The following is a 26,653-nucleotide window of genomic DNA, read 5'->3' on the forward strand; positions in this document are numbered from 1 at the left end:
GGAATGGAGGCACTGATGAAGCGAATCCCGAAGGCTGTGTACACGAAGGAATTTCGTGAAGAAGCAGTAAAACTGGCAATGACTGACGGAGTGGGCGTGTCTGAAGCTGCCCGTCGATTGTCAATATCGATGAAGACGTTGGCGAACTGGGTTCGCGCCGCAAAGGACGGCAAGCTGGAGAACGTCGGGCAAACCCAGAAACCACTGACAGAGATCGAGGCGGAGCTGAGCCGGCTCAAGCGAGAGTTGGCAGAAGTGAAGATGGAGCGCGATCTGTTAAAAAAGTTTGCAACGTACTTCGCGAAGGAGTCGCGGTGAAGTACGACGCAATTGAGCAGATGCGACAGCAGTACCCTGTGCCGCCGATGTGCCGGTTCCTGGGCGTGTCCACGAGTGGCTACTATGCCTGGCGCAAACGGCCGCTGTCGTTGCACGCGCAGCAGGAGTCTCGGCTCGAAGCGCAGGTGCGTGCAGCTCACGAGCGTAGCCGACAAACCTTCGGCCCGGAACGGCTACAGAAGGATCTGGCGAACCACGGTGTCCAGATTGGTGTTCACCGCATCAAGCGTCTGCGGGCGAAGCTCGGCCTTCGCTGCAAGCAAAAGCGCAAGTTCAAGGCGACGACCAACTCGACGCACAACCTGCCAGTCGCACCGAACATCCTGGACCAGGACTTCAGTGTGAGCGCACCAAATCAGGCCTGGTGCGGTGACATTACCTACATCGCGACCGATGAGGGATGGCTGTATCTAGCCGGACTCAAGGATCTGTTTAGCGGAGAGATCGTCGGCTATGCCATGAGCGAGCGCATGACAAAACAGCTGGTCATGCAGGCGCTGTTTCGGGCTGTCGCGTCGCACCGGCCACCGACGGGCCTGATACAACATACTGATCGCGGTAGTCAGTACTGCGCCCACGCTTATCAGAATCTTCTCAAACAGTTCGGCATGCAGGCATCTATGAGCAGACGCGGAAATTGTTTCGACAATGCACCTATCGAATCGTTCTGGGGCTCGCTGAAGAACGAACTTATCTATCATCGCAAGTTCGCGACTCGCGACGAAGCCATCAAAGAAATCACGGAATACATCGAGATCTTCTACAACCGGCTGCGCACGCAGGAGCGTCTGGACTATCTGTCGCCGGCCGCTTTCACGCAGCGATTCCATTTGAGTAAAATCGCTGCTTAACCCGTTGGCGTCCACGGATTCCGACCGACCTCACAGTTGTATATCGATGGCGCATGGCGCGCAGGCGCTCGCGACACGGCTGTCGTCAATCCGGCAACGGAAGGGGAAATCGGCTGCCTGGCGCTGGCCGGCGAGCAGCAGCTCGCGGAAGCCGCCGAGGCCGCGGGCCGCGGCTTCAAGGCGTGGCGCAAGGTATCGGCGTTCGAACGCAGCAAGCTGATGCGCCGTGCCGCACAAAATCTGCGTGATCGCGCGGAAGAAGTTGCCGCCATCATGACCATGGAACAGGGCAAGCCGCTGGTCGAAGCGCGCATCGAGGTGCTGGGCGCAGCGGATACCATCGACTGGTTCGCCGAGGAAGCGCGCCGTACGTACGGCCGCGTGATCCCGGCCCGCGCGGAAAATGTGCGCCAGATCGTCACGCGTGAGCCGGTCGGCCCGGTCGCCGCGTTTACGCCGTGGAATTTCCCGATCAACCAGGCGGTGCGCAAGGTATCGGCCGCGCTGGCTGCAGGATGCTCGGTCGTGCTAAAGGGACCGGAAGAAACGCCGGCAAGCTGCGCGGCGCTGGTTCAGGCTTACGTGGATGCAGGATTGCCCGCCGGCGTGCTGAACCTCGTGTTTGGCGTTCCCGCCGATGTCTCCAAGTTCCTGATCGCGCATCCGCTGATCCGCAAGATCTCGTTCACGGGCTCGACGCCGGTGGGCAAGTTACTGGCGGCAATGGCCGGCGAGCACATGAAGCGCGCCACGATGGAACTGGGTGGCCACGCGCCGGCACTGGTTTTCGCCGATGCCGACATCCCGCGCGCCGCCAAGCTGCTGGCTGGCGCCAAGTTCCGCAATGCCGGCCAGGTCTGCATTTCGCCGACGCGGTTTATCGTCGAAGAGTCGGCTTATGAGGAATTCACCGAGCATTTCGTCGCGGCTACCAAAAAGCTGAAGGTCGGCAATGGGTTGGAAGAGGGCGTGCAGATGGGCGCACTAGCCAACGGCCGCCGCCTGCAGGCGATGGAACGCCTTGTCGCCGATGCCGTCGAGCACGGCGCCAAGGTGCTGACAGGCGGTGAGCGCATCGGACGTGAAGGGTTCTTCTTTGCACCGACAGTGCTGGCCAATGTGCCGCTCTCGGCTCGTATCATGACGGAAGAGCCGTTTGGCCCGATCGCGCCGATCTCCACGTTCAAGTCCTACGACGAAGCCATCACGGAAGCCAATCGCCTGCCGTTTGGTCTCGCGGCTTACGCTTATACGCGTTCGAGCGCGACATCGGCGTCGGTGGGTGAGGATATCGAAAGCGGCATGGTGTCGATCAATCACCACGGGCTGGGTATTCCGGAAACGCCGTTTGGCGGCGTGAAGGAATCGGGCTACGGCTCGGAAGGCGGCAGCGAAGCGATGGAAGCGTATCTGGTCACGAAGTTTGTGAGCGAGGCGCGGTAAGTCGAAGAGCAGGTAGTTTTTACGTGAAAACGCGACGCAGCTCCTGGCTGCGTCGCGTTTTTTTACGCGTCGGACTTCAGTTGCGAATCGAAAATTTTTCCAGGTTCTTCACTTTAATCATTGTACAAAATGTCGTACAATGACGGGTGTGCGATGGTTTTCCACGTCGGAGTTGTTGGATAACAATCGCAGGGCGGCTGGACTCAACAAACTGGTGCAGTTAAAAAAACAACATCGAGGGGCAGACAAGGCAAACTTTATGAATATCCTGACTTTTAGCGAGGCCCGCGCCAGCTTCAAGCAGGCGCTGGACGAGGTCTGCAAAGATCATGAACCGACTGTCATTACAAGGCAGCGCGGTGAGCACGTCGTTATGATTTCGCTGGATGACTACAACAGCATGCAGGAAACACTGCATCTGTTGGGTTCGCCAAAGAACGCGGAGCGGCTGCGGGAATCCATCGCCGAATTTAAAGCTGGTAAGACCTTGATCAAGGACTTACTGAAAGATGACGCAGCAGAAAAAGGCCAAAAACAAGGCCGCGGCGGTAAATAAGTGCAAGGTTGGATGGAGCAAGCACGCGTGGGAGGACTATCTTCACTGGCAGGAGCATGACAGGCGGATTCTCGCCGAAATCAATGGTTTGATCGAGGAAATCTCTCGGGACCCTTTCCGGGGAACAGGCAAGCCGGAGCCTCTCAGGGGTGATTTGTCCGGATTCTGGTCTCGACGTATTACAAAGGAAGATCGCTTGGTTTATATCATTCAGGAAGATGTAATCTACATAATGGCCTGCCGCCATCACTACTAGCGGCGTGTCAGCAGACGCAATTTCTAAAGCACCGTTAGCGGTGCTTTTTTGTTGGTTGTCCCGGTTTTTCGTTTGGTGGACACTTCGCGCTCGAAAAAAAACCCGGCCAAAGCCGGGTCCAATGTTCCCGCGCCCCGATCTCTAAGGGCGCGGTCACCTGCAAAAAGCTACCGCCTGAAACCTCAGGCAGCCAATAATGACCGCAACACGAACGGCAAAATCCCGCCGTGCTTGTAGTAATCGACTTCAATCGGCGTATCGATACGCAGCAGCACCGTCACGCGCTGCTCGCTGCCATCCTTGCGATGGATCACGAGCGTCACTTCCTGTTGCGGCTTGATATCGGACGAGAGGCCTTCCAGGTCGAACGTTTCTTCGCCGGTGATGTTCAGCGACTGGACGCTGTCCGAGCCCTTGAATTGCAGCGGCAACACGCCCATGCCAACCAGGTTCGAACGATGAATCCGCTCGAAGCTGCGCGCCACGACCAGCTTCACGCCGAGCAATTGCGTGCCCTTCGCAGCCCAGTCACGCGACGAGCCCGTGCCGTACTCTTCACCCGCGAACACGATAGTCGGCGTGCCTGCTTCGATGTACTTCATCGCTGCGTCATAGATCGACAGTTCTTCGCCGCTCGGCTGGAATATCGTCAGTCCACCTTCCACGCGCGAACCGTCGGCCTTCAGCGGGATCATCAGGTTCTTGATCCGCACGTTGGCAAAGGTGCCGCGCATCATGACGTCGTGGTTGCCGCGGCGCGAGCCGTAGCTGTTGAAGTCGGCCTTCTGCACGCCGTTCGCCTTCAGCCACACGCCTGCGGGCGAGCTTTCCTTGATCGAACCAGCCGGGCTGATGTGGTCGGTCGTGACCGAGTCACCGAAGATGCCCAGCGGACGCGCGCCCTTGACGGCCGGAATGCTGTCGGCCGGGGTCATCGAGAAGTCCTTGCCGAAGAACGGCGGCTCAGCAATGTACGTCGACTTCGGCCAGTCATAAACCTGACCCGCTTCGCCCTCGATCTTGCTCCACAGGTCGCCGGTCTTCGTGAGTTCCGCATAGTTCTTGCGGAAAGCATCGGCGTCGAGCGCGTACTTCAGCAGCGCATTGACTTCTTCGCTCGTCGGCCAGATGTCGCCGAGGAAAATGTCCTTGCCGTTCTTGCCCTTGCCGACCGGTTCCGTCATCAGGTCGACCGTCATGTTGCCGGCGATGGCGTAAGCCACGACCAGCGGCGGCGATGCCAGGAAGTTCGCGCGGATGTTCGGGTGAATACGTGCTTCGAAGTTGCGGTTGCCGGACAGCACAGCGGCGGCCACGATGTCGTTCTTCGTGATGGCGTCGTTCAGTTCCGGCGTCAGGTCGCCCGCGTTACCGATACACGTCGTGCAGCCGTAGGCGGCCAGCGTAAAACCGAGCTGGTCGAGATACGTCAACAAATTCGTCTTCGTCAGGTATTCCGTGACGATCCGCGATCCCGGAGCCAGCGACGTCTTGATGTGCGGTGCGACGGTCAAACCGGCTTCGACAGCCTTCTTCGCGAGCAAACCGGCAGCCAGCAAAACGCTCGGGTTCGACGTGTTCGTGCATGACGTGATCGCGGCAATCAGGATGTCGCCGTTTTTCACGTTGACGTTGTTCGTCGTCGTGTATTGCGTGTTCAGGTCCGCAGCTTTCTTGCCGAAACCGTTGTCGCTCACAGCCTTCGAGAACAGCTCGGTGAAGTTCGACTTCACGTTCGTGATTTCGATGCGGTCCTGCGGACGCTTCGGACCCGCCAGCGACGGCGCAACCGTGCCGAGGTCGAGCGTCAGCGTCTTCGTGTAGTCGATCTCGCCGGCCTTGGGCACGCCGAACAGGTTCTGCGCCTTGAAATACGATTCGAACGCAGAGATTTCAGCGTCGGTGCGGCCCGTTCCCTTGAAGTAGTCGATGGTCTTTTCATCGACGGGGAAAAAGCCCATGGTCGCGCCGTATTCCGGGGCCATGTTGCCGATGGTCGCGCGGTCCGGCAGCGACAGCGACGCCGTGCCTTCGCCAAAGAACTCGACGAACTTGCCGACGACCTTCTCTTTACGCAGCATTTCCGTGACGGTCAGCACGAGGTCGGTTGCCGTCACGCCTTCGCGAATCTTGCCTTTCAGCTCGACGCCCACCACGTCCGGCGTCAGGAAGTACACCGGCTGACCGAGCATGCCGGCTTCAGCTTCAATACCGCCCACGCCCCAGCCCACCACGCCAATACCATTGATCATGGTCGTGTGGCTGTCCGTGCCGACGAGCGTATCCGGGTAATACACGGTGTCGCCTTCCAGCGTCTTCTTGTGCACGCCGCGAGCGAGATATTCCAGGTTCACCTGGTGAACAATGCCGACGCCCGGGGGCACGACCTTGAACGTATCGAAGGCTTGCATGCCCCACTTCATGAACTGATAGCGCTCGTTATTGCGCTGGAATTCCAGTTTCATGTTCAGGTCGAGCGCGTCTTTCTGACGGAAGTAATCGATCTGCACCGAGTGATCGACCACCAGATCGACCGGCACGAGCGGCTCGATAGCCTTCGGGTCCTTGCCTGCACGTTGCGCCACGCCACGCATTGCAGCGATATCGGCGAGCAGCGGCACGCCGGTAAAGTCCTGCAGCACGACGCGCGAGACCACGAACGGGATTTCATCGGTACGATCCGCGACCGGCTTCCAGTTCGCCAGTTGCTTGATGTGCTCTTCGCCGATCTTCTTGCCGTCGTAATTGCGCAGGACCGATTCCAGCACAATGCGAATCGATACCGGCAGACGTTCGATCTTGATGTTCAGCGCCTTGCCGAGCGCAGGCAACGAGTAGTACTTGCCTTTGCCGGAACCACTGTCGAATTCCTTGAGCGTTTTATGGAGATTGTGGGCCATGTTTTTTTTCCTGGGTTTAAACGAGGAAACACCTTCAGTACTTTCAATCTAAAGAACGTGTCACGGATGCTGACTAAATCACGTACAGATCAACATATTCATTGACCGGCATTGCCTCAAGCGTTGCCTGGTCCAGCGATGCCGCAATGATCGCCTCTTGCTGCTTCGCCGGAAAACGCCGTGCGAGGTTGGTCCTGAACTTCTCGACCAGGAGAGGAATGCCGTCTTCGCGGCGGCGCTTGTGTCCGATCGGGTATTCGACGACCAGCTCGTCGAAGGTGCTGCCGTCACTGAATTCGACGGTCAGCGCGTTGGCGATCGAACGCTTCTCGGGATCGAAATAATCCTTCGTGAATTGCGGGTCTTCCACGCATTCGATCTTCGCGCGCAAGGTATCGATACGCGGATCCTTTGCAATCGAATCTTCGTAATCCGATGCCGTCAACCGGCCGTAGATCAGCGGCACGGCCACCATGTACTGGATGCAGTGATCGCGGTCGGCGGGGTTATCGAGCGGACCTTTTTTATCGATGATCCGAATCGCCGCTTCATGCGTGCGGATCGTGATCTTCCTGATGTCTTCAACTTTTTTGCCGGCTTCAGCGAGTTTCGTGTTTAACGTCATTGCCGCTTCCACCGCGGTCTGCGAGTGGAATTCGGCCGGGAACGAGATCTTGAAGAGCACGTTCTCCATCACGTAAGAACCGTATGGACGCTGGAACTTGAATTCGTTGCCCTTGAACAGGACATCGTAAAAGCCCCACGTCTTGGCGGTCAGAACCGACGGATAACCCATCTCGCCCGTCTTCGCGATCAACGCGAGACGCACGGCGCGGGAGGTCGCATCGCCGGCGGCCCATGATTTGCGCGAACCGGTATTCGGCGCGTGACGATAGGTGCGCAGCGAATGGCCATCGACGAAAGCCAATGAGACTGCGTTGATCAGCTCATCGCGCGTCAAGCCGATCAACTGTCCGACCACCGCCGTCGATGCCAGCTTGACCAGCAACACGTGGTCGAGCCCGACCTTGTTGAATGAGTTTTCCAGCGCGATACAACCTTGAATTTCGTGCGCCTTGATCATGCCGATCAGGACGTCTTTCATCGTCAGCGGCTTTTTGCCGGTGGCGACAGCGTTGCGCGAGAGCCAGTCGGCTGTGGCGAGAATGCCGCCGAGGTTATCCGACGGATGACCCCATTCTGCGGCAAGCCATGTGTCGTTGAAGTCGAGCCAGCGGATCATCGCGCCAATGTTGAACGCGGCCTGAACCGGGTCGAGCTGGAACGATGTACCCGGCACCTTGGCGCCGTTGGGGACGATCGTGCCAGGCACGATGGGTCCCATCAGCTTGGTGCAAGCGGGATAGGTGAGGGCTTCGAGTCCGCAACCGAGGGTATCGATCAGGCAATTGCGCGCGGTGTCGAGCGCAATTTCGCTGTCGATCTTGTAGTTGAGAACGTAGTCGACTATGTCGACCAGTACGCGATCCGGCTCGGGCCGGACGTTTGAAATCGGTGCGGACATCGAAAATCCCTGTGAAAACTTACTTGACGTTCTTGATCAGCTCGTTTGCTTGCGTAGGCGCCGGAGCGCCGGTTGCCGCCATTTCAGCCGTCTTGCATTCGTCGGCGAGGCGCGCTTCGTCCTTGTCGGAGAACAGCATGGCCTTGGTCGGGATCACGACCAGGTCGAGGCCGGTGGCGGAATCATGAAAACGGTCAGCGCCCGTGGTCGTGGCTTGACGCGGCAGTTGGTAATCCTTTTTCGCCCAGTTCACGGTGACGATCTGGTCGCGTTTCATGTCGCCTTTCAGGTAGAAAGCCAGGCCTTCGTTACACGACCATTTGGTCGAACCATCCGGAACCGGGTCAACCTTTGATGCCAATTTGGCTTCGGTTGCGGGTTTACGCTTGATCAGGCGGCGTGCCGGCGCCGGGCGTTTGGCTACTGCTTTCTTAGCCGTGGTTTTTGCGGGTGCGGTGGATGCATCCGCGGCCAGCGCGCTCGTGGTGGCAAGCATGCCCGACATGGACAGGGCGCCGACAACGGCAGCGATCAGGAGTTTGTTCATCAATGACAGCCTTTCTAGATTTCGTTTAAATGTTCAACCCGGGTCTTTATCGGCAAGATATTTCGATGTGAAATGGTGCGCCGCATTGGCCCGTTTTGCGAAAGCACGCACGCCGGTTGGACCATCCGGCACACGCAGCGCGCTATTTTCGCTTATTTAGTGATTGGAACTTCAGATTTTCGGGTCCCGTGTAATTTGCGCTCGGGCGAATGATCTTGTTGTCGATACGTTGTTCGATGATGTGCGCGCTCCAGCCCGACGTGCGCGCGATCACGAACAGCGGCGTGAACATGGCGGTGGGCACGCCCATCGCGTGATACGACACCGCGCTGAACCAGTCCAGGTTCGGGAACATCTTCTTTGCGTCCCACATCGTCGTTTCGAGGCGCTCGGCGATGTCGTACATTTTCGTGTCGCCGGCTTCCTTCGACAGCTTCTTCGAAATGTCCTTGATCACCTTGTTGCGCGGATCGGAGATCGTGTACACCGGATGACCGAAGCCGATCACGACTTCCTTCGCTTCCACGCGGCGACGAATGTCCGCTTCCGCTTCGTCGGGCGTCTGATAGCGGCTCTGGATCTCGAACGCGACTTCATTTGCGCCGCCATGCTTCGGGCCACGCAACGCGCCGATACCGCCGGTTATCGCCGAATACATGTCCGATCCCGTGCCCGCGATCACGCGGCAGGTGAACGTCGATGCGTTGAATTCGTGCTCGGCGTACAGAATGAGCGATGCATGCATCGCATCGACCCATGATTTCGATGGCTCGACGCCATGCAGCAAATGCAGGAAATGCCCGCCGATGGAATCGTCATCGGTCTCGGTCTCGATGCGCCGGCCGTTATGCGAATAGTGATACCAGTACAGCAGAATCGATCCCAGCGATGCCATCAGGCGGTCGGCGATATCCTTCGCGCCCGCGACGTTGTGATCGTCCTTCTCGGGCAACAAGGTGCCGAGCACGGAGACGCCGGTACGCATGACGTCCATGGGATGAGCGGAAGCGGGAATCCATTCCAGCGCGGCCTTCAGGTTCGCGGGCAGACCACGCAGCGCCTTGAGCTTCGTCTTGTACGCCTTGAGTTCAGCGGCGTTCGGCAATTTGCCATGCACGAGCAGATACGCGATTTCCTCGAACTCCGAGGTTCCTGCAATATCCAGAATGTCATAGCCACGATAATGCAGATCGTTGCCCGTCTTGCCGACGGTACAGAGCGCGGTATTGCCCGCCGTCACGCCCGAAAGCGCGACAGATTTCTTGGGCTTGAACCCGCTGGCGGCGGGTGCTTCTTTCGTCAAGGTATCGCTCATTCGACCCAGTCTCCTGATAGGTAGGTCAAGCTACTTCGTCCTGTGAAAAAAGCGTCTCCGCGCTTTCGGGAATTTCCTGCGCCGACGCTTTCGCGCGCCGCAGCACTGACCAGTAATACCGGTAACTCGCGCGATCGTGCAGCGTGTCCTGATACCGAGTCGGGCCCCACTGCGCGGTCTGCGCGGCGAGCAGGATCTCCGTCGCTGTAGAGATTTCATCGCTGCGCGGCAGGAAGGCATCGACGATCGGCTTGATCTGGTCCGGGTGAATGCTCCACATGCGCGTGTAGCCGAACTCGTTGCGGGCGCGCCGGGCATCGTTTGCGACCACGCTCATGTCGCGCACTTCGGTGCAGACGTTATGCGACGCCACTTTCCCGTGCGCGTGGCAAGCCGCCGCGATCTCGAGCTTCGCGCGCCGCACGAGCGGGTGATCGAACTGGCCGGGAGAGCGCATGGCGGTATCGGGAATTGCGCCGTTATGCGCCGACACAAAATCCATCAATCCAAAACTCAGCGCTTCCACGCCCGGCAGGGCAGCGAGGTCGAACACCTCGGCCAGCGCGCCATGGGTTTCGATCAGCAATTGGCACGGGATGGCGTGCTGAATTCCGAACTCACACCGCGATGCTTCGATAAACGCGACCATCTCCGCGGCATCGAACACGCTGCGGATCTTCGGAAGCGTGATGTAGGCAGGCGCCTTTTTGGCGGCGCGCAGGATGATGCGGACATCGTCACGCCACGCGCGATTTTCGAAGTCGTGTATCCGTACGCCGACGCGGCCGAAGCGATCATCTTCGCTGCCCAGAAACGATGCCACCAGCTCCGCGTGCGTTGCTTCCTGGCCGACCTGGGCACCGTCTTCGCAATCCAGCGTGATATCGAACACCGGGCCGAGTTGCGCCTGCAATGCGAGCGATTTCCGGATCAGCTTCTCACTTCCAGCATAGTGATCGCACGGGGGCATCACAGCAGGGGGCACATCACCTTCAAACAGCACTTCGGCGGGGGTGAGAGCGCGCATCGTCGGCGTCGGGTTTGCTTTAGAGAGGGTGGGAACTGCGGATTCGAATACGTTCGGTTGTGTGCAGAGCTTGCCCAAACGCACTCGAATCAGCCGCGAGCGCCCGCGTACAACGGCGCTCGCGTAACTACATCAGCCTGCTTACTTGCCCAGCAGATGCGCAACACCGTCGCGCTCTTCAAGCAATTCGTTCAGCGTGCCAGTCATCTTCTCGCGCGAGAACGCATCGATTTCCAGGCCTTCGACACGCTTGTATTCGCCGTTTTCGCACGTCACCGGCACACCATAGATGATGTCTTCCGGGATTTCGTACGAACCGTCCGACGGAATGCCCATGGTGACCCACTTGCCGTTCGTGCCGAGCACCCAGTCACGCACGTGGTCGATTGCCGCATTGGCAGCCGATGCCGCCGACGACAGTCCACGCGCTTCGATGATCGCGGCGCCGCGCTTGCCGACCGTCGGGATGAAGGTGTTGCGGTTCCATTCGTCGTCGTTGATCAGCTTGGTCAGCGACTCGCCTTCGACCGTGGCGAAGCGGAAATCCGGATACATGGTCGGCGAGTGATTGCCCCACACGGCCAGCTTTTCGATGGCAGCGACCGGCTTGCCCGACTTCGATGCCAGTTGCGACAGCGCACGGTTGTGGTCCAGGCGCAGCATTGCCGTGAAATTCTTCTTCGGCAGGTCCGGCGCCGATTTCATGGCGATGTACGCGTTCGTGTTCGCCGGGTTGCCGACAACCAGCACCTTCACGTCGCGGCTTGCCACGTCGTTGAGCGCCTTGCCTTGCACCGTGAAGATTTCTGCATTGGCGGACAGCAGGTCTTTACGCTCCATGCCCTTCGAACGGGGACGTGCGCCGACCAGCAACGCGACGTCTGCGTCCTTGAACGCGATCTTCGGGTCGTCCGTGACGACCACGCCGGCCAGCAGCGGGAATGCGCAGTCTTCCAGTTCCATGACTACGCCCTTGACGGCGCCTTGCGCCTGCGGCAGGTCGAGCAACTGAAGGATGACCGGCTGGTCCTTGCCAAGCAGATCGCCATTGGCGATGCGGAACAGCAGCGAGTAACCGATTTGACCTGCGGCGCCGGTGACGGCAACGCGCTTTGCGGACTTAGCCATTGAGACACTCCTGAACGGTGCGTGAAACGCTAGGGGAAAACGCCATTTTAGGCGCGTTACGCGAAGCGTTGATGAAGCAAGTGATCCGAACTGCGCGGGCAGCCCTGAAAAGCCAATGGCAACGCGCCTGAGGCGGGATTGTCACTGACCGTCCGTAGCATGCCGGCAATCGCAGCCCGCTCCACATGCTAGAAATCGGGTCTTGCAAGCGGGAGTTTGCGCGGAGTCAAGCTTCTTCGGCGCCACCCAACGCTCCGGGCGTCGCGTTTTCCGTCGGGCGCGGGCGTTGCAAGAGCGGGGCACTGGCAGCGGCCAAGCGAACACGAAAGCCGTTCGGCTTGAAGCGATGAGCGAGAGGCATATTGGCGCGAACCCGGTGCGGATCATGAGAAGTCCATGCGAAACGCGCCTTGCTGGCCAACAGGCCGGATGCACCGGATAACGCGTGCGCCACCCCGCAAACCCTTGCTCGCCAAGGAGTGTAGAATTCGAATGATGCAAAGTCAACCATATCATATGTCTTATATAAGACATAGGAATGACCGGGAAACCGCTGGACGCGCCTCGGGCCTTTATGATGAAATGCGCGGATGAATTCGAATCCAGCGAGCACGACGAACCCTTCCGGCACGCCCGGTGCGACTGACGCCGCGCCCGCTTCGTCGCCGACGTTCAGCCCGCTGTACCAGCAAATCAAGGCCCTCATCACGCAAGGGCTGGAATCGGGCGAATGGAAGCCCGGCGAAATCATCCCCAGCGAAGTCGAGCTTGCCGCCCGTTACAAGGTGAGTCAGGGCACGGTGCGCAAGGCCATCGATGAACTCGCAGCCGACAATCTTCTTGTAAGGCGGCAGGGGAAAGGCACATTTGTTGCGACGCACAACGAAGATCGCTTACAGTTCCGCTTTCTACGGTTGCTGCCTGAAGACGGCGATGTCCACCCCCACGTCAGCCGTTTGCTGGAGTGCCGCCGCGTGCGCGCACCCGCTGAAATTGCCCGCCAGCTCGACTTGAAGCCCTCCGACCCGGTCGTATGCATCAAGCGTCTGCTGCAATTCGACGGCGAAACCACCGTATTCGATGAAATCTGGCTGCCTGGCGCGGTATTCCGCGGCCTGACGGCGGAGCGGCTCGCAGACTACAAAGGCCCGCTTTACGCCATGTTTGAAACCGAGTTCGGTACGCGCATGATCCGGGCATCGGAAAAAATAAGAGCGGTCGGCGCTGACGTCGCGGTCGGAGAATTGCTGGGAGTAAGCGAGGGGTCACCGCTTTTATCCGTCGAGCGTGTGTCCTATACCTACGGCGACCGGCCAGTAGAAGTCCGGCGCGGCTGGTATGTCACGAACGGCTATTACTATCAAAACGATTTGAGTTGAAACAGAACGTGGACGGCTTGATGACGAACCTCGAGGGTCGACATAAAAGCCTTTCTCACGCGATTAGCAATAGCTTCTTGTGAGGCATTTCGCTGCAGCGCGATATGAAAAGGCGCTAAAATCGCGGACTAGTGTGATAACAAAGTTGGGGTCTAGCATGGCTGAAGCTGTAAAAAAACCAAGGCCTGAGTACCGGAATATCGGACTTGCTCAGCTCGCAACCTACCGCTTGCCGCTAGCGGGGAAGGTTTCGATTCTGCACCGCATCAGTGGTCTGCTTCTATTCGTAGCGCTACCGTTTCTGCTTTATCTGCTGGACCAAAGCCTGACATCGGAAATCAGTTTCGATGCATTCAAGGGCTTTCTCGCCAATCCTCTCGTCAAGCTCGTCGTGCTCGTGCTGTCGTGGTCCTTCCTGTTCCACTTCTGCGCCGGCATCCGTTTTCTCCTTCTCGATACGCACCGTGCAGTAAGCAAGGAAGGCGGCAAGCAGACGTCCATCGTGGTACTGACGGTGTCGACCCTGCTGACAATCGTCGTTGCGCTTAAACTCTTCGGAGCCTTCTGACAATGGCCGCGAATAACAACAACCGAATCGGTCCCAAGCGCCTTGTAGTGGGCGCGCATTATGGTCTGCGTGACTGGCTCGCGCAGCGCATTACCGCCGTTGTCATGGCTTTGTACACGCTGGTGCTGCTGTTCTGGTTTTTCGGTGCACGCGATTTTTCGTATGACGGCTGGGCGTCGATCTTCGCCATGCAATGGATGAAGCTTGCAACCTTCGTAGCCCTGCTCTCGCTCTTCTATCACGCGTGGGTCGGCATTCGGGACATCTGGATGGACTACGTGAAGCCGGTCGGCTTGCGTCTGCTCCTGCAAGTGGCGACGATCCTCTGGCTGGTCGGTTGTATCGGCTACGCGGCACAGATTCTCTGGAGAGTGTAAAGAATGGCTGCAATTAAAACGTCCCTGCCGCGTCGCCGTTTCGACGTCGTGATCGTGGGTGCAGGTGGTTCCGGCATGCGCGCTTCGCTGCAACTCGCTCGTGCGGGTTTGTCGGTCGCGGTGCTGTCCAAGGTATTCCCCACGCGTTCGCATACCGTGGCCGCGCAAGGCGGGATTGGCGCGTCGCTCGGCAACATGAGCGAAGACAACTGGCATTACCACTTCTACGACACCATCAAGGGCTCCGACTGGCTCGGCGACCAGGATGCGATCGAATTCATGTGCCGCGAAGCCCCCGGTGCTGTCTACGAACTTGAACACATGGGCATGCCGTTCGACCGCAACGCCGACGGCACGATCTACCAGCGTCCGTTCGGCGGCCACACGGCCAACTACGGCGAGAAGCCGGTTCAGCGCGCATGCGCCGCGGCCGACCGTACCGGCCACGCGTTGCTGCACACGCTGTATCAGCAGAACGTCGCGGCCAAGACGCACTTCTTCGTTGAATGGATGGCGCTGGACCTGATCCGCGACGCCGACGGCGACGTGCTCGGCGTGACCGCGCTGGAAATGGAAACGGGCGACGTCCACATCCTCGAAGGCAAGACCACGTTGTTCGCAACGGGCGGCGCGGGCCGGATCTTCGCGGCATCGACCAATGCGTTCATCAATACCGGCGACGGACTCGGCATGGCCGCGCGTTCGGGCATCGCCTTGCAGGACATGGAATTCTGGCAATTCCATCCGACCGGCGTGGCCGGCGCGGGCGTGCTGATCACCGAAGGCGTGCGGGGCGAAGGCGGCATTCTGCGTAACTCGGACGGCGAGCGCTTCATGGAACGCTACGCACCGACGCTGAAGGACCTGGCGCCGCGTGACTTCGTATCGCGTTCAATGGACCAGGAAATCAAGGAAGGCCGCGGCGTGGGTCCGAACAAGGATCACGTGTTGCTTGACCTTTCGCACATCGGCGCCGAGACCATCATGAAGCGTCTCCCGTCGATCCGCGAGATCGCGATGAAGTTCGCGAACGTCGATTGCATCAAGGAACCGATTCCCGTTGTTCCGACCATCCATTACCAGATGGGCGGCATTCCGACGAACATTCACGGCCAGGTGGTCGGAACGCTCAAGGGCGGCTACGAAGAACCGGTCAACGGCTTCTACGCTGTCGGCGAATGCTCGTGTGTGTCGGTGCACGGCGCGAACCGTCTCGGCACGAATTCGCTGCTCGACCTCGTGGTGTTCGGCCGTGCGGCCGGCAACCACATCATCAAGCATGCGAAGGAAATGAAGGAGCACAAGCCCCTTCCGGCCGATGCAGCCGACGCAGCACTTGAACGCCTCGCCGTGCTGGAAAACTCGTCGTCGGGCGAATACACGCAGGCCATCGCGAACGATATCCGCGCGACCATGCAGGCACACGCTGGTGTGTTCCGCACGTCCGCGCTGCTGGAAGAAGGCGTGGGCAAGATCAAGGAACTGTCCGAGCGCGTGAAGCATGTGCACCTGAAGGACAAGTCGAAGGTCTTCAACACGGCGAAGGTCGAAGCGCTCGAACTCGCGAACCTGATCGAAGTGGCGCGCGCCACCATGATTTCAGCGGAAGCGCGCAAGGAAAGCCGCGGTGCGCATGCGCACAGCAACTTCGAAACGCGCGACGACGACAACTGGATGAAGCACACGCTGTGGTTCAGCGAAGGCGACAAGCTCGACTACAAGCCGGTGCACATGACGCCGCTGACGGTCGAATCGGTGCCGCCCAAAGCGCGGACCTTCTAAGGCAAAGGAATCGAAATGGCAAAGCGTACTTTTGAAATCTACCGCTACGATCCGGACAAGGATGCGGCGCCCCGCATGCAGACGTACGAGATCGAAATCGACTCGCACGAGCGCATGTTGCTGGACGCGCTGCTGAAGCTGAAATCTGTCGATGAAACCCTGTCGTTCCGCCGTTCGTGCCGTGAAGGCGTGTGCGGTTCGGACGCCATGAACATCAACGGCAAGAACGGCTTGGCCTGCCTACAGAATATGAACGACCTGCCGCAGAAGATCGTGCTGCGCCCGCTGCCAGGTCTGCCGGTCGTGCGTGACCTGATTTGCGACTTCACGCAGTTTTTCAACCAGTATCATTCGATCAAGCCGTACCTGATCAACGACACGCCGCCGCCGGAAAAGGAGCGTCTGCAGACGCCCGAAGAACGCGACGAGCTTGATGGCTTGTACGAGTGCATTCTGTGCGCCAGCTGCTCCACCTCGTGCCCGAGCTTTTGGTGGAACCCGGACAAGTTCGTGGGTCCGGCGGGCTTGCTGCAAGCCTATCGTTTCATTGCGGACAGCCGCGACGAAGCGACGGGTGAACGTCTGGACAACCTGGAAGATCCGTACCGTCTGTTCCGTTGCCACACGATCATGAATTGCGTGGATGTGTGCCCGAAGGGACTGAACCCCACGAAGGCAATCGGCAAGATCAAGGAATTGATGGTGCGCCGCGCTGTCTGATAGGGACTGTGTCATGAATGACTCCGGGCATCAGTCCGACCCTCTACGTCGTGCACGCCTTAGGTGGCGGGCGCGGCGCGGTCTGCTGGAAAACGATCTGATCTTCGAACGTTTTTTCAGCCGATATGAGCATGACCTCAGTGACACGGACGTCGGCGTGCTGACGCAACTGCTGGAACTGAGCGACAACGACCTGATGGACTTGCTGCTGGCACGCAAGGAACCGGATGGCGAACTGGCCTCGCCGGATATGACTCGCGTGCTGGAGATGCTGCGCTCAGCCTGAGCCAGTCACGCGGTTGTGTAATTGTCGTGCGAATTATCGAAAACCTGTTTCCATACTTCGATTGAGGATGTGCTATGACCCCGTCAGATGTTAAAGCCACGCTATCGTTCAGCGACAACTCGCCGAGCGTCGAAATGCCGATTTACAAGGGTACCCTGGGCCCGGACGTAATCGACATCCGCAAGCTGTACGGCCAGACCGGCAAGTTCACCTACGATCCGGGCTTCATGTCGACGGCGGCGTGCAATTCCGCGATCACGTACATTGACGGTGACAAGGGCGAGTTGCTGTATCGCGGATATCCGATCGAGGAACTTGCGGTCAAGGCCGACTTTCTCGAAACCTGCTACGCGCTGTTGCATGGCGACCTGCCGACCGCCGAGCAAAAAGAAGAGTTCGTTGAAACTGTCACGAAGCACACGATGGTTCACGAGCAGATGCACTTCTTCTTCCGCGGTTTCCGTCGCGACGCACACCCGATGGCCGTCCTCGTGGCCGCCGTCGGCGCATTGTCGGCGTTCTATCACGACTCGCTGAACATCAACGATCCGCGTCACCGCGACGTATCGGCTATTCGCATGATCGCGAAGCTGCCGACGCTGGTGGCCATGGCGTACAAGTTCACGATCGGTCAGCCGTTCGTGTATCCGAAGAACGACCTGTCGTACAGCGCGAACTTCATGCACATGATGTTCTCGAACCCGTGCGAAGAGTACAAGGTCAACGACGTGCTCGTGCGCGCGCTGGATCGCATTTTGATCCTGCATGCTGACCATGAGCAGAATGCATCGACATCGACCGTGCGTCTGGCCGGGTCGTCGGGTGCGAATCCGTTTGCTTGTATTGCTGCCGGTATTGCTTGTTTGTGGGGCCCGGCGCATGGCGGTGCGAATGAAGCCGCGTTGAACATGCTGGAAGAGATCGGCTCGGTCGACAACATTCCTGAGTTCATCAAGCAGGTCAAGGACAAGAACTCGGGCGTGAAGCTGATGGGCTTCGGGCATCGCGTGTACAAGAACTACGATCCGCGTGCGAAGCTGATGCGTGAAACGTGCCACGAAGTGCTCGAAGAACTGGGTCTGCATGACGACCCGTTGTTCAAGCTCGCAATGGCGCTGGAAAAGATTGCGCTGGAAGACGAATACTTTGTTTCGCGCAAGCTGTATCCGAATGTTGATTTCTACTCGGGTATTGTGCAGCGCGCGCTGGGTATTCCGACCGCTATGTTTACGTGCGTGTTTGCAATGGCGCGTACCGTGGGCTGGATCGCGCAGTGGAACGAAATGATCGCTGATCCGGAGCAGAAGATTGGCCGTCCGCGTCAGTTGTTCATCGGCGATACACCGCGTGAAGCGAAGGCGATTGACAAGCGGTAATGTAGCTTGGGCTAGCGGGGTAACGTGGTTCGACTGAAAGCCACGCAATGCCGAGAGTAAAGAAACGCCCCAACGGGTCAACCGTTGGGGCGTTTTTAGTTATGCGCTGGATATCAACGCTATCCCGGGTATCTGAACCCGGAAAATCAAAAAAGATGGATCGAATTGGGAGGCGAAGCATTGGTAAGTATCTTGCGCCTGTGAGACTGAGGTAAAAAGTTGTTTCGAGATGCGAAATAATCCAAAATTACGTTTGGAAAGGAAGTGCATTGGCAGAATCAATACTCCACTTCTCAGCTCCTGTTGCGGTGCGAGTAAGTCAATGTCCGTCGGTCACCGAAGCGCCGCATGGGTCGCCGGGACGTCGTTGACTTTTCGCTTCCTTGATAACGAGTGACCCATTGCCTTCGCCAGGTGAATAGGTGCAACACAATCATAAGAACTACTGATCTTGAAAAAATATCTAATCATCCTTGTCGCTGCATTTTTCCAAGCGTGCACAGCGATTTCAGGAAATAATGCGCCAGAAGACTTATCGGATGCCAAGGCATTGTACAAACTTGCGCTGGACTACGAAGCAGGCAATGGCGTGCCGAAAGATATGGAGCAAGCCAAACTCAGGATGGCGCAAGCAGCAGAGAAAGAGCTCCCGGAAGCACAGTACGCACTCGCGTCGCTCTATCTGACCGGACATACATTGGACGATGATCGTGTTGCACTCCGATGGTTTCAGCTGCGCACGGACCAGAGTTATGCGGCCGCGCAGTCCGCGTTCGGCTGGGAAAAGACTTACACCACCGAAATGCCCAAGGAATTTGAGGCCGAAATATTTCGATACTACCTATTAGCCGCGCAGCAAGGCTATGCCAAAGCGCAATTCGCGACGGGATGGCTATACCAGAATTTAGGCAATGCCGAACATGCCGTCTTTTGGTATCGGCGTGCCGCTGAACAGAGGCACATCGCTGCTGAGAACAGAATGGGCTTCTATTATCTGGCAAGGCGCGATTATCCTGCGGCGTTGAGATGGTTTAAGAAATCCGCTAGCCAGGGATATGACGCGGCCGAGGTAAATGTTGGGAAAATGTATTGGGATGGACAAGTTGGTTCGCAAGATATACAAGAGGCCCTTCGCTGGCAACGCATGGCCGCAGACCGAAACTACCCGGTGGCGCAGTACAATCTTGGCAAGATTTACATGAAGGAAGGTGCTTTCTATGATACCGCGAAGGCATTGCATTGGCTCCGTATGGCCGCCGACCAAAGTTACGCACCAGCGCAAGCCTATCTTGGCGTTATCTACACCCAAGACAGCGGCGTGCCTCGGGATATCGAGCAGGGATTACGCTGGCTGAAGTTGGCAGTTGAGCAAGGTTCCGACGATGCCCAAATCACATTGTCGCGGATGTACGCGATTGGAGCGGGTGTCCCGCTGGATCTGAACATCGCATTTCAGTGGGCATACCGGTCCGCTATCCAAGGGAACCTTGATGCTCAATACGATGTTGGTAGAGCATATGCGTTAGGGCTCGGTGTTGTTCAAGACAAGCAACAAGCCGCTGCTTGGTTTCGTTTATCAGCACACCAAGGACATCCTGGCGCGCAATATTTCTTAGGTTCGCTCTATTACTATGATGATGGAATTGAGCAAGACAAACCAAGGGGTGTAGCCCTAATGCGCTCGGCTGCAGAGCAAGGTTCTCTATCCGAATTTTTTAAACCTGGGTCGGCACAATCCGATTTGGGCCTTATCTATTTGAGTGGAGATGGAGTCCCTAAAAGCGGGTCCGAAGCGATCAAATGGTTCTCTATGGCGGCGGAACTTGGAAATGCATCGGCCCAACAACGGTTAGGGGATATCTATCGAATGGGCGAGATTGTTCCTCAGGATCTACAGCAATCATTATATTGGTACAAGCTTTCAGCCGACGCTGGAAATGCGCAGGCCCAAGTGAGCATTGCGCAGATGTACATTGAGGGCCTCGGTGTGACTCAAGACTATCAGCAGGCATCAAACTGGGCCCGATTAGCCGCTGATCAAGGCTTGGCGTTAGCACAAACAAAGTTGGGCTGGATGTATATGTACGGGCATGGGGTTAAGCAGGATTATGGGCAGGCGCTGAAATGGGCGCAATTTGCGGCACAGAAGGGCGACTCTGCCGGACAATTTAATCTTGGATTGCTTTACCTCCGTGGTGAGGGTATCTCGGCTGATAAACAAGAAGCCCTCAAGTGGCTCCGACTATCCTCCAAACAGGGATTCGCGCCTGCAAGGGAATTGCTGAAAAAGTCACTGTAGGTGTCCGACATCATTGCGACCTGCACTCGGGACTCGCAAAGTGGAACGAGATGATCGCTGATCCGGAACAGAAGATTGGCCGTCCGCGCCAATTGTTTACCGCGTGAAGCGAAGTCGATCGATAAGCGTTAAGCAATAAGCTGTTCCACGCTTTCTATGGTTTTCAAGGTCGTGCAACGCGCGAGGCAGGATGCGTCGACAAACGCCCTGACGAATTACCACCAGTCAGTGCGAGTTATTTGGCTGACGCCAATTGCCGCAGCCCATATTCGCTGGGTGTGAACAGGAAGAATAAGATAGCTAGTGCAAAGCCGACAACCGCTCTCCGCGTCCTTTAATCCACGAGGGGGGCCAATGAATGTCAAAAAATTCCCGACACGCCCGAAACATCCCGAACGAAATTGTTGGGAATGCGTTAACTACGGCGCCGCCGATTCGATGAATTGCGGGAACGAACGTCTGCACCCAGCATCGGTCGAAGTGCTTGGTGATGGCTGGCTCGATTGGGAGCAAAGCGTTGCTGATGAGATGGCGGCGGGGCAAGGCGATCGAAACGACGAAGCGGCATAGAACATAGCTTTTGATCAGCTCCCGAAAAAACGCCTCGCCCGGGCCAAAACTCACTCGAACACGATGTTTATCAACATCCGAATTGTGTAGTAATGCCAAGATATCCAGGCTTACTGACCCTGCGGGTATTACCCGCATCTTGTTTGAGGAGCTTCCAATGTTTCCCGAATTCCGCGACCTGATTTCCACGCTCAAAACCGAAGACGCGCATTTCGCCCGGCTGTTCCAGCGTCACAACGAACTGGACCATCAGATCAAGAACATGGAGAACGGGCCGTCGCCGGCGGATGGACGTTCTATCGAAACGCTCAAGAAGGAAAAGTTGCTGCTGAAGGACAAGATCTATGTCGTCTTGAAAAAGGCTGCTACGCCAGCTTGCGCAAGCAGTGCCCCGAACGACCTGGACACTCGGGGCACCTGGTTATAAGGAAAACACTTTGACATCACAGCACGACAAATTCGATGCTCGCGACTCAGCCGTAAGAAACGTTGCGCGCGGCGACGTACTGCCGACCAGCACGCCGCGCGCCGCGCAGATCGATGAAACAAGCCGCGGTATCGATGCAGCCAATGAACACATTGCAAGCACCGTACAGCAAGTGCTATCGACCAGCGCCACGCAGGATCCGGCCGCGCTGATGGAGACCATCAAGAGCTTGATGAGCGGTCTCTCACCCGATGAGGCCGCGACGTTCCGTAGCATCATGCTCGAGGGTGATCCCGCGTTGTGGCAAACACGTGCTTCGCGTCATCCTGACAACGAGTTGGCGCGGAATTGGCGCACGGGAGGGTACCCATATCGGAATCCGATGTCGCGGCGCGGGTATGAGAAGCAGAAGTACGCGCTGCAGGTCGAATTGCTGAAACTGCAGGCGTGGGTGCGGGAGACGGGCGAACGTCTGGTGATCGTATTCGAAGGACGCGATGCAGCGGGGAAGGGCGGCGCCATCAAGCGGTTCATGGAGCACATGAACCCTCGCGGTGCGCGCGTCGTTGCGCTTGAAAAGCCGTCGGAATCCGAGCGCGGCCAATGGTATTTCCAGCGATACGTGCAGCATCTACCGACATCGGGTGAAATCGTTTTGTTCGATCGTTCCTGGTACAACCGCGCCGGCGTAGAGCGCGTGATGGGTTTCTGCTCGGACCAGGAATATAACGATTTCATGCAGCAGGTTCCGGAGTTTGAACGCCAGCTTGTTCGTAGCGGAATTCACGTGGTCAAGTTCTGGTTCTCAGTAAGCCGGGATGAACAGCGTCGACGGTTCAAAGAGCGCGAGATTCATCCGCTCAAGCAGTGGAAACTGAGCCCGGTCGATCTGGCATCGCTGGATAAATGGGACGAATACACCGCAGCGAAAGAAGCGATGTTCGCGCAAACAGATACGGCCGATTGCCCTTGGGCGGTGGTTTTATCGGATTGCAAGAAACGGGCGCGGCTTAATGCAATGCGCCATGTGTTGCATAAACTGCCGTACACGAACCGCGATATGCGGGCAATCGGGACCGTTGATCCGTTGATCGTGGGGCGGGCGTTGTAAATAACTGGCAGTGCAAGGTAAGCGGGCGAAAGCGCAGATAGCGTTATCGCCCTTTTTCATTGGCGGCTGATTATTCATATCCGCCTGCGCAGCGTCGAAGGGTTCCATGCAGCCCGGTATTCTCCATACAGGTAGCACAACTACCACCCTAACCCCATGTTTTATATCGGTTTTTTCCCCAGTGGCAGCGCAATGCGCCGATCTGCGTGGCATAATCATCAAACCAAAAAACATACCCCGCAGTTACAACCGGCAAAAAGACCATGGCCCAGACGCTCTACGACAAGTTGTGGAATTCACATGTGATCCACACCGAGGACGACGGCACGTCCATCCTTTACATCGATCGTCATTTGTTGCATGAAGTGACGAGCCCGCAAGCGTTCGAAGGCCTGAAGCTGGCCGAGCGGCCGGTCTGGCGCATCAGCGCGAACCTGGCTGTGTCGGACCACAACGTGCCCACGACCGACCGTTCGCACGGCATCGCGGATCCGATCTCGAAGCTGCAAGTCGATACGCTCGATGACAATTGCGACGCCTACGGCATCACGCAGTTCAAGATGAACGACTTGCGCCAGGGCATCGTGCATATCATCGGGCCGGAGCAGGGTGCGACGCTGCCGGGCATGACCATCGTTTGCGGCGATTCGCACACGTCCACGCACGGCGCGTTCGGCGCGCTGGCGCACGGCATTGGCACATCGGAAGTCGAGCACGTCCTCGCCACGCAAACGCTGCTGCAAAAGAAAAGCAAGAACATGCTGGTCAAGGTCGAAGGACCGCTGCCGCGCGGCTGTACGGCGAAGGACATCGTGCTGGCGATCATCGGCAAGATCGGGACGGCCGGCGGCAATGGTTATGCCATCGAATTCGGCGGCTCGACCATCCGTTCGCTTTCAATGGAAGGCCGCATGACGGTCTGCAACATGGCCATCGAAGCGGGCGCGCGGGCTGGCATGGTCGCTGTCGATGAAACCACCATCAACTACCTCAAAGACCGGCCTTTCTCACCGCAAGGCGTGGAATTCGAGCAAGCCGCCACCTATTGGCGCGGTTTTACCTCCGACGCCGACGCAAAATTCGACCGCGTTGTGGAATTGAACGCCGCCGAAATCGTGCCGCAGGTGACGTGGGGTACATCGCCGGAAATGGTGGTGTCCATCGACGGCCGGGTCCCCGATCCCGAACGCGAGAAGGATCCGGTCAAGCGTGACGCCATCGAACGCGCGTTGAAGTACATGGCGCTCGAACCGAACACGCCGATGCAATCCATCAAGCCGGACAAGATTTTTATCGGCTCGTGCACGAACGCGCGGATCGAGGACTTGCGTGCAGCCGCGTATGTAGTGAAGACGCTTGGCCGCCGCGTGGCATCGAATATCCGTTTGGCGATGGTCGTGCCGGGCTCCGGTCTCGTGAAGGCGCAAGCCGAGCGCGAAGGACTGGACAAGGTGTTTACCGATGCCGGCTTCCAGTGGCGTGAACCCGGTTGCTCGATGTGCCTCGCCATGAACGCCGACCGGCTGGATCCGGGCGAGCGTTGCGCGTCGACATCGAATCGCAATTTCGAAGGGCGTCAAGGCGCGGGCGGACGCACGCATCTGGTGAGCCCGGCGATGGCGGCGGCAGCGGCCATCGAAGGTCATTTCGTCGATATCCGCGAGCTCGCATGAAACGCGTTGCAACTTTACTGGTGTTGATCGGTGTCGTCCTCGGCGCAGCGGGCTGCAACACGGTCCACGGCTTCGGCGAGGACGTGCGCGCCACCGGCAACGCAATCAGCAACGCGGCCAAATAAACCCAACCGGTTACGGATCATGGAAAAATTCACTGTACATAGCGGGCTCGTGGCGCCGCTGGATCGCGCGAATGTCGACACGGACGCGATCATCCCCAAGCAGTTTCTCAAGTCGATCAAGCGCACGGGCTTCGGCCCCAACGCGTTCGATGAATGGCGTTATCTTGATGTCGGCGAACCCGGCCAGGACAATTCGAAGCGCCCGCTGAATCCCGATTTCGTGCTGAACCAGGCGCGTTACAAGGGCGCGTCGATCTTGCTGGCGCGCGAGAATTTCGGCTGCGGCAGTTCGCGTGAACACGCGCCGTGGGCGCTGGACCAGTACGGCTTTCGCGCGATCATCGCGCCGAGTTTTGCGGATATCTTCTTCAATAACTGCTTCAAGAACGGTCTGCTGCCAATCGTGCTGACGGACAGCCAGGTCGACAAGCTGTTCAACGAAACCTACGCGTTCAACGGCTTCACGCTCACAGTGGACCTCGAGCGCCAGGTCGTGCTGGCGGGCAACGGCACGGAATATCCGTTCGAAGTGCCGGGTTTCCGCAAGTTCTGCCTGCTGAACGGTTTCGACGATATCGCCCTCACGCTGCGTCACGCCGACAAGATCAAGCAATTCGAAAATGAACGCCTCGTGAAGCAGCCGTGGCTGAATAACCGCCTCGTGCGCTAAAAACGAACCAACAAAGACAAGGAAACACCATGAAGATTGCAGTGCTGCCCGGCGATGGCATCGGTCCGGAGATCATCAAGGAAGCCGTCAAGGTCCTGAACGCGCTCGGCGAGAAGTTCGAGATCGAAGAGGCGCCGGTCGGCGGCGCGGGTTACGAGGCGAGCGGTCATCCGCTGCCGGACGCGACGCTCGCGCTGGCGAAGGCATCGGATGCAATCCTGTTCGGCGCCGTGGGCGACTGGAAATACGATTCGCTCGAGCGCGCGCTGCGTCCCGAGCAAGCCATTCTCGGTCTGCGCAAGCATCTGCAATTGTTCGCAAACTTCCGTCCGGCTATCTGCTACCCGGAGCTGACGGCAGCTTCGTCGCTGAAACCGGAGATCGTGGCCGGACTGGATATCCTGATCATCCGCGAACTGAATGGCGATATCTATTTCGGCCAGCCGCGCGGCGTGCGTTCGTCGCCGGATGGCTTGTTCGAAGGCGCGAAGGAAGGTTTCGACACGATGCGTTATTCGGAGCCGGAAGTGCGCCGCATCGCACACGTGGCGTTTCAGGCCGCGCAAAAGCGGGCGAAGAAGCTGACGAGCGTCGATAAAGCCAACGTGCTCGAAACGTCGCAATTGTGGCGTGACGTGATGATCGATGTATCGAAGGAATATGCGGACGTCGAGCTGTCGCACATGTACGTGGACAACGCGGCCATGCAACTGGTGAAGGCGCCGAAAGCGTTCGACGTGGTCGTGACCGGCAACATGTTCGGCGACATTCTCTCGGACGAAGCGGCCATGTTGACGGGATCTATCGGCATGTTGCCCTCGGCTTCGCTCGATAAAAACAACAAGGGCTTGTACGAGCCGTCGCATGGATCGGCTCCGGATATCGCCGGCAAGGGCGTGGCGAATCCGCTCGCGACCATCCTGTCCGCCGCGATGATGCTGCGTTATTCGCTCGGCAAGACGGAGCAGGCGGACCGCATTGAAACGGCCGTGAAGAAGGTGCTGGCACAAGGTTTCCGCACGGGCGATATCGCCACGCAGGACGGTCGCACGGTCGGCACGAAGGAAATGGGCGACGCGGTTCTCGCAGCCCTTTAAGCTTCTTCGGCACCGCAACTCGCTTTTCCGTTGGATGCATCAGCGAAAAATTCCCGCGGAAAAGCGTCTCGCGATCGACGCGTTATCAAGATACCGTCGATCGCGACATTTCATCTCGATTCGTCGCTATTGACGCATGAAACACGTCGAAACAGCGTGTTTTGTTCCCTGCGGGAGACGAATATGCGGGTTATCGTGTAGACTCTTTTGTTATGGCGAAGATCTCCAAAATCTCTCAGGACTCGATTTCATGCGGCGGCATTGAAGGCGCCCGCACGAATCGTCTCGCCATTACGCGTTTGAGCA

At 58.0% G+C, this 26,653-nt stretch carries 25 protein-coding genes; 19 read left to right on the top strand and 6 right to left on the bottom strand.

Annotated elements, in window-relative coordinates; genetic code table 11:
• Positions 1 to 15 precede the first annotated feature (15 nt).
• From AXG89_RS20095 to AXG89_RS20110, 4 genes are all read left to right on the top strand, one after another.
• Positions 16 to 1,190 (top strand): IS3 family transposase gene (locus tag AXG89_RS20095; protein ID WP_119024672.1). Its coding sequence is split into 2 segments (ribosomal slippage): positions 16 to 289 and positions 289 to 1,190, totalling 1,176 coding nucleotides; the frame shifts between segments, so codons are not numbered across the junction.
• A 36-nt stretch (positions 1,191 to 1,226) separates the two neighbouring features.
• The gene (locus tag AXG89_RS20100; RefSeq protein ID WP_062172044.1) at positions 1,227 to 2,633 is read left to right on the top strand and encodes an NAD-dependent succinate-semialdehyde dehydrogenase; all 1,407 of its coding nucleotides are present in this window, start codon (positions 1,227 to 1,229) and stop codon (positions 2,631 to 2,633) included.
• Between the two features lie 175 nt (positions 2,634 to 2,808).
• Entirely contained in the window at positions 2,809 to 3,189 is a 381-nt protein-coding gene (locus AXG89_RS20105; RefSeq protein ID WP_335671962.1) for a type II toxin-antitoxin system Phd/YefM family antitoxin, read from the top strand.
• Positions 3,143 to 3,445 (top strand): Txe/YoeB family addiction module toxin, encoded by a 303-nt coding sequence (locus tag AXG89_RS20110; RefSeq protein WP_062172048.1) that lies wholly within the window; start codon positions 3,143 to 3,145, stop codon positions 3,443 to 3,445. The genes AXG89_RS20105 and AXG89_RS20110 overlap by 47 nt, the downstream gene beginning before the upstream one ends.
• Positions 3,446 to 3,627: 182 nt before the next feature.
• Here the strand turns inward: AXG89_RS20110 and acnA are convergent, their stop codons facing one another.
• The 6 genes from acnA to AXG89_RS20140 form a co-directional block, all read right to left on the bottom strand.
• Complete coding sequence (gene acnA, locus AXG89_RS20115; RefSeq protein WP_062172050.1) at positions 3,628 to 6,345, bottom strand: aconitate hydratase AcnA; 2,718 nt, start codon at positions 6,343 to 6,345, stop codon at positions 3,628 to 3,630.
• 73 nt (positions 6,346 to 6,418) lie between these two features.
• Positions 6,419 to 7,870 carry a bifunctional 2-methylcitrate dehydratase/aconitate hydratase gene (locus AXG89_RS20120; protein WP_062172052.1) on the bottom strand — a complete coding sequence of 484 codons (1,452 nt, stop codon included), beginning with the start codon at positions 7,868 to 7,870 and terminating at the stop codon, positions 6,419 to 6,421.
• Between the two features lie 19 nt (positions 7,871 to 7,889).
• The gene (locus AXG89_RS20125) at positions 7,890 to 8,417 is read right to left on the bottom strand and encodes a hypothetical protein (RefSeq protein ID WP_062172053.1); all 528 of its coding nucleotides are present in this window, start codon (positions 8,415 to 8,417) and stop codon (positions 7,890 to 7,892) included.
• A gap of 142 nt (positions 8,418 to 8,559) precedes the next feature.
• Positions 8,560 to 9,732, bottom strand: a complete 1,173-nt coding sequence (gene prpC / locus AXG89_RS20130) for a bifunctional 2-methylcitrate synthase/citrate synthase (protein ID WP_062172054.1) — start codon at positions 9,730 to 9,732, stop codon at positions 8,560 to 8,562.
• Between the two features lie 25 nt (positions 9,733 to 9,757).
• Positions 9,758 to 10,759, bottom strand: coding sequence for an HpcH/HpaI aldolase/citrate lyase family protein (locus tag AXG89_RS20135; protein WP_062172609.1), 1,002 nt, complete (start codon positions 10,757 to 10,759; stop codon positions 9,758 to 9,760).
• 141 nt (positions 10,760 to 10,900) lie between these two features.
• Positions 10,901 to 11,887, bottom strand: a complete 987-nt coding sequence (locus AXG89_RS20140; RefSeq protein ID WP_062172056.1) for a malate dehydrogenase — start codon at positions 11,885 to 11,887, stop codon at positions 10,901 to 10,903.
• Positions 11,888 to 12,477: 590 nt separating this feature from the next.
• Between AXG89_RS20140 and AXG89_RS20150 the strand changes: the two genes are divergently transcribed.
• The 15 genes from AXG89_RS20150 to leuB all read left to right on the top strand — a co-directional run bounded on the left by AXG89_RS20150 (position 12,478) and on the right by leuB (position 26,347).
• Positions 12,478 to 13,266, top strand: coding sequence for a GntR family transcriptional regulator (locus AXG89_RS20150; RefSeq protein WP_062172060.1), 789 nt, complete (start codon positions 12,478 to 12,480; stop codon positions 13,264 to 13,266).
• A gap of 157 nt (positions 13,267 to 13,423) precedes the next feature.
• Complete coding sequence (sdhC, locus tag AXG89_RS20155; protein ID WP_060818444.1) at positions 13,424 to 13,834, top strand: succinate dehydrogenase, cytochrome b556 subunit; 411 nt, start codon at positions 13,424 to 13,426, stop codon at positions 13,832 to 13,834.
• A 2-nt stretch (positions 13,835 to 13,836) separates the two neighbouring features.
• On the top strand, positions 13,837 to 14,211 hold the full coding sequence (gene sdhD / locus AXG89_RS20160; protein WP_062002455.1) for a succinate dehydrogenase, hydrophobic membrane anchor protein: 375 nt from the start codon (positions 13,837 to 13,839) through the stop codon (positions 14,209 to 14,211).
• A 3-nt stretch (positions 14,212 to 14,214) separates the two neighbouring features.
• A complete protein-coding gene (gene sdhA, locus AXG89_RS20165) occupies positions 14,215 to 15,993 on the top strand; it encodes a succinate dehydrogenase flavoprotein subunit (RefSeq protein ID WP_062002456.1) in 1,779 nt (592 codons plus the stop codon).
• 15 nt (positions 15,994 to 16,008) lie between these two features.
• Positions 16,009 to 16,713, top strand: a complete 705-nt coding sequence (locus AXG89_RS20170) for a succinate dehydrogenase iron-sulfur subunit (RefSeq protein WP_031362534.1) — start codon at positions 16,009 to 16,011, stop codon at positions 16,711 to 16,713.
• Between the two features lie 13 nt (positions 16,714 to 16,726).
• A complete protein-coding gene (locus tag AXG89_RS20175) occupies positions 16,727 to 16,999 on the top strand; it encodes an FAD assembly factor SdhE (protein WP_056362818.1) in 273 nt (90 codons plus the stop codon).
• A 74-nt stretch (positions 17,000 to 17,073) separates the two neighbouring features.
• A complete protein-coding gene (gltA, locus tag AXG89_RS20180) occupies positions 17,074 to 18,375 on the top strand; it encodes a citrate synthase (protein ID WP_062172062.1) in 1,302 nt (433 codons plus the stop codon).
• 451 nt (positions 18,376 to 18,826) lie between these two features.
• Positions 18,827 to 20,674 (top strand): tetratricopeptide repeat protein, encoded by a 1,848-nt coding sequence (locus tag AXG89_RS20185; protein WP_075357711.1) that lies wholly within the window; start codon positions 18,827 to 18,829, stop codon positions 20,672 to 20,674.
• A gap of 354 nt (positions 20,675 to 21,028) precedes the next feature.
• A complete protein-coding gene (locus AXG89_RS20190) occupies positions 21,029 to 21,244 on the top strand; it encodes a DUF3079 domain-containing protein (RefSeq protein ID WP_062172065.1) in 216 nt (71 codons plus the stop codon).
• 157 nt (positions 21,245 to 21,401) lie between these two features.
• On the top strand, positions 21,402 to 21,671 hold the full coding sequence (locus AXG89_RS20195) for a YdcH family protein (protein WP_062172066.1): 270 nt from the start codon (positions 21,402 to 21,404) through the stop codon (positions 21,669 to 21,671).
• Between the two features lie 10 nt (positions 21,672 to 21,681).
• The gene (ppk2, locus tag AXG89_RS20200; RefSeq protein ID WP_062172067.1) at positions 21,682 to 22,782 is read left to right on the top strand and encodes a polyphosphate kinase 2; all 1,101 of its coding nucleotides are present in this window, start codon (positions 21,682 to 21,684) and stop codon (positions 22,780 to 22,782) included.
• 263 nt (positions 22,783 to 23,045) lie between these two features.
• Positions 23,046 to 24,455, top strand: a complete 1,410-nt coding sequence (gene leuC / locus AXG89_RS20205; RefSeq protein WP_062172068.1) for a 3-isopropylmalate dehydratase large subunit — start codon at positions 23,046 to 23,048, stop codon at positions 24,453 to 24,455.
• Positions 24,452 to 24,580: an entericidin A/B family lipoprotein gene (locus AXG89_RS20210; RefSeq protein WP_062172070.1), complete on the top strand. Its 129-nt coding sequence runs from the start codon at positions 24,452 to 24,454 to the stop codon at positions 24,578 to 24,580. Before leuC ends, AXG89_RS20210 begins: the two co-directional genes overlap by 4 nt.
• Before the next feature lie 19 nt (positions 24,581 to 24,599).
• Positions 24,600 to 25,250: a 3-isopropylmalate dehydratase small subunit gene (gene leuD / locus AXG89_RS20215; RefSeq protein ID WP_062002462.1), complete on the top strand. Its 651-nt coding sequence runs from the start codon at positions 24,600 to 24,602 to the stop codon at positions 25,248 to 25,250.
• Between the two features lie 29 nt (positions 25,251 to 25,279).
• Complete coding sequence (leuB, locus tag AXG89_RS20220) at positions 25,280 to 26,347, top strand: 3-isopropylmalate dehydrogenase (protein ID WP_062002463.1); 1,068 nt, start codon at positions 25,280 to 25,282, stop codon at positions 26,345 to 26,347.
• The last annotated feature ends 306 nt before the right edge of the window (positions 26,348 to 26,653 follow it).

This window comes from Burkholderia sp. PAMC 26561 (genome assembly GCF_001557535.2).
Taxonomy (GTDB): Bacteria; Pseudomonadota; Gammaproteobacteria; order Burkholderiales; family Burkholderiaceae; genus Caballeronia.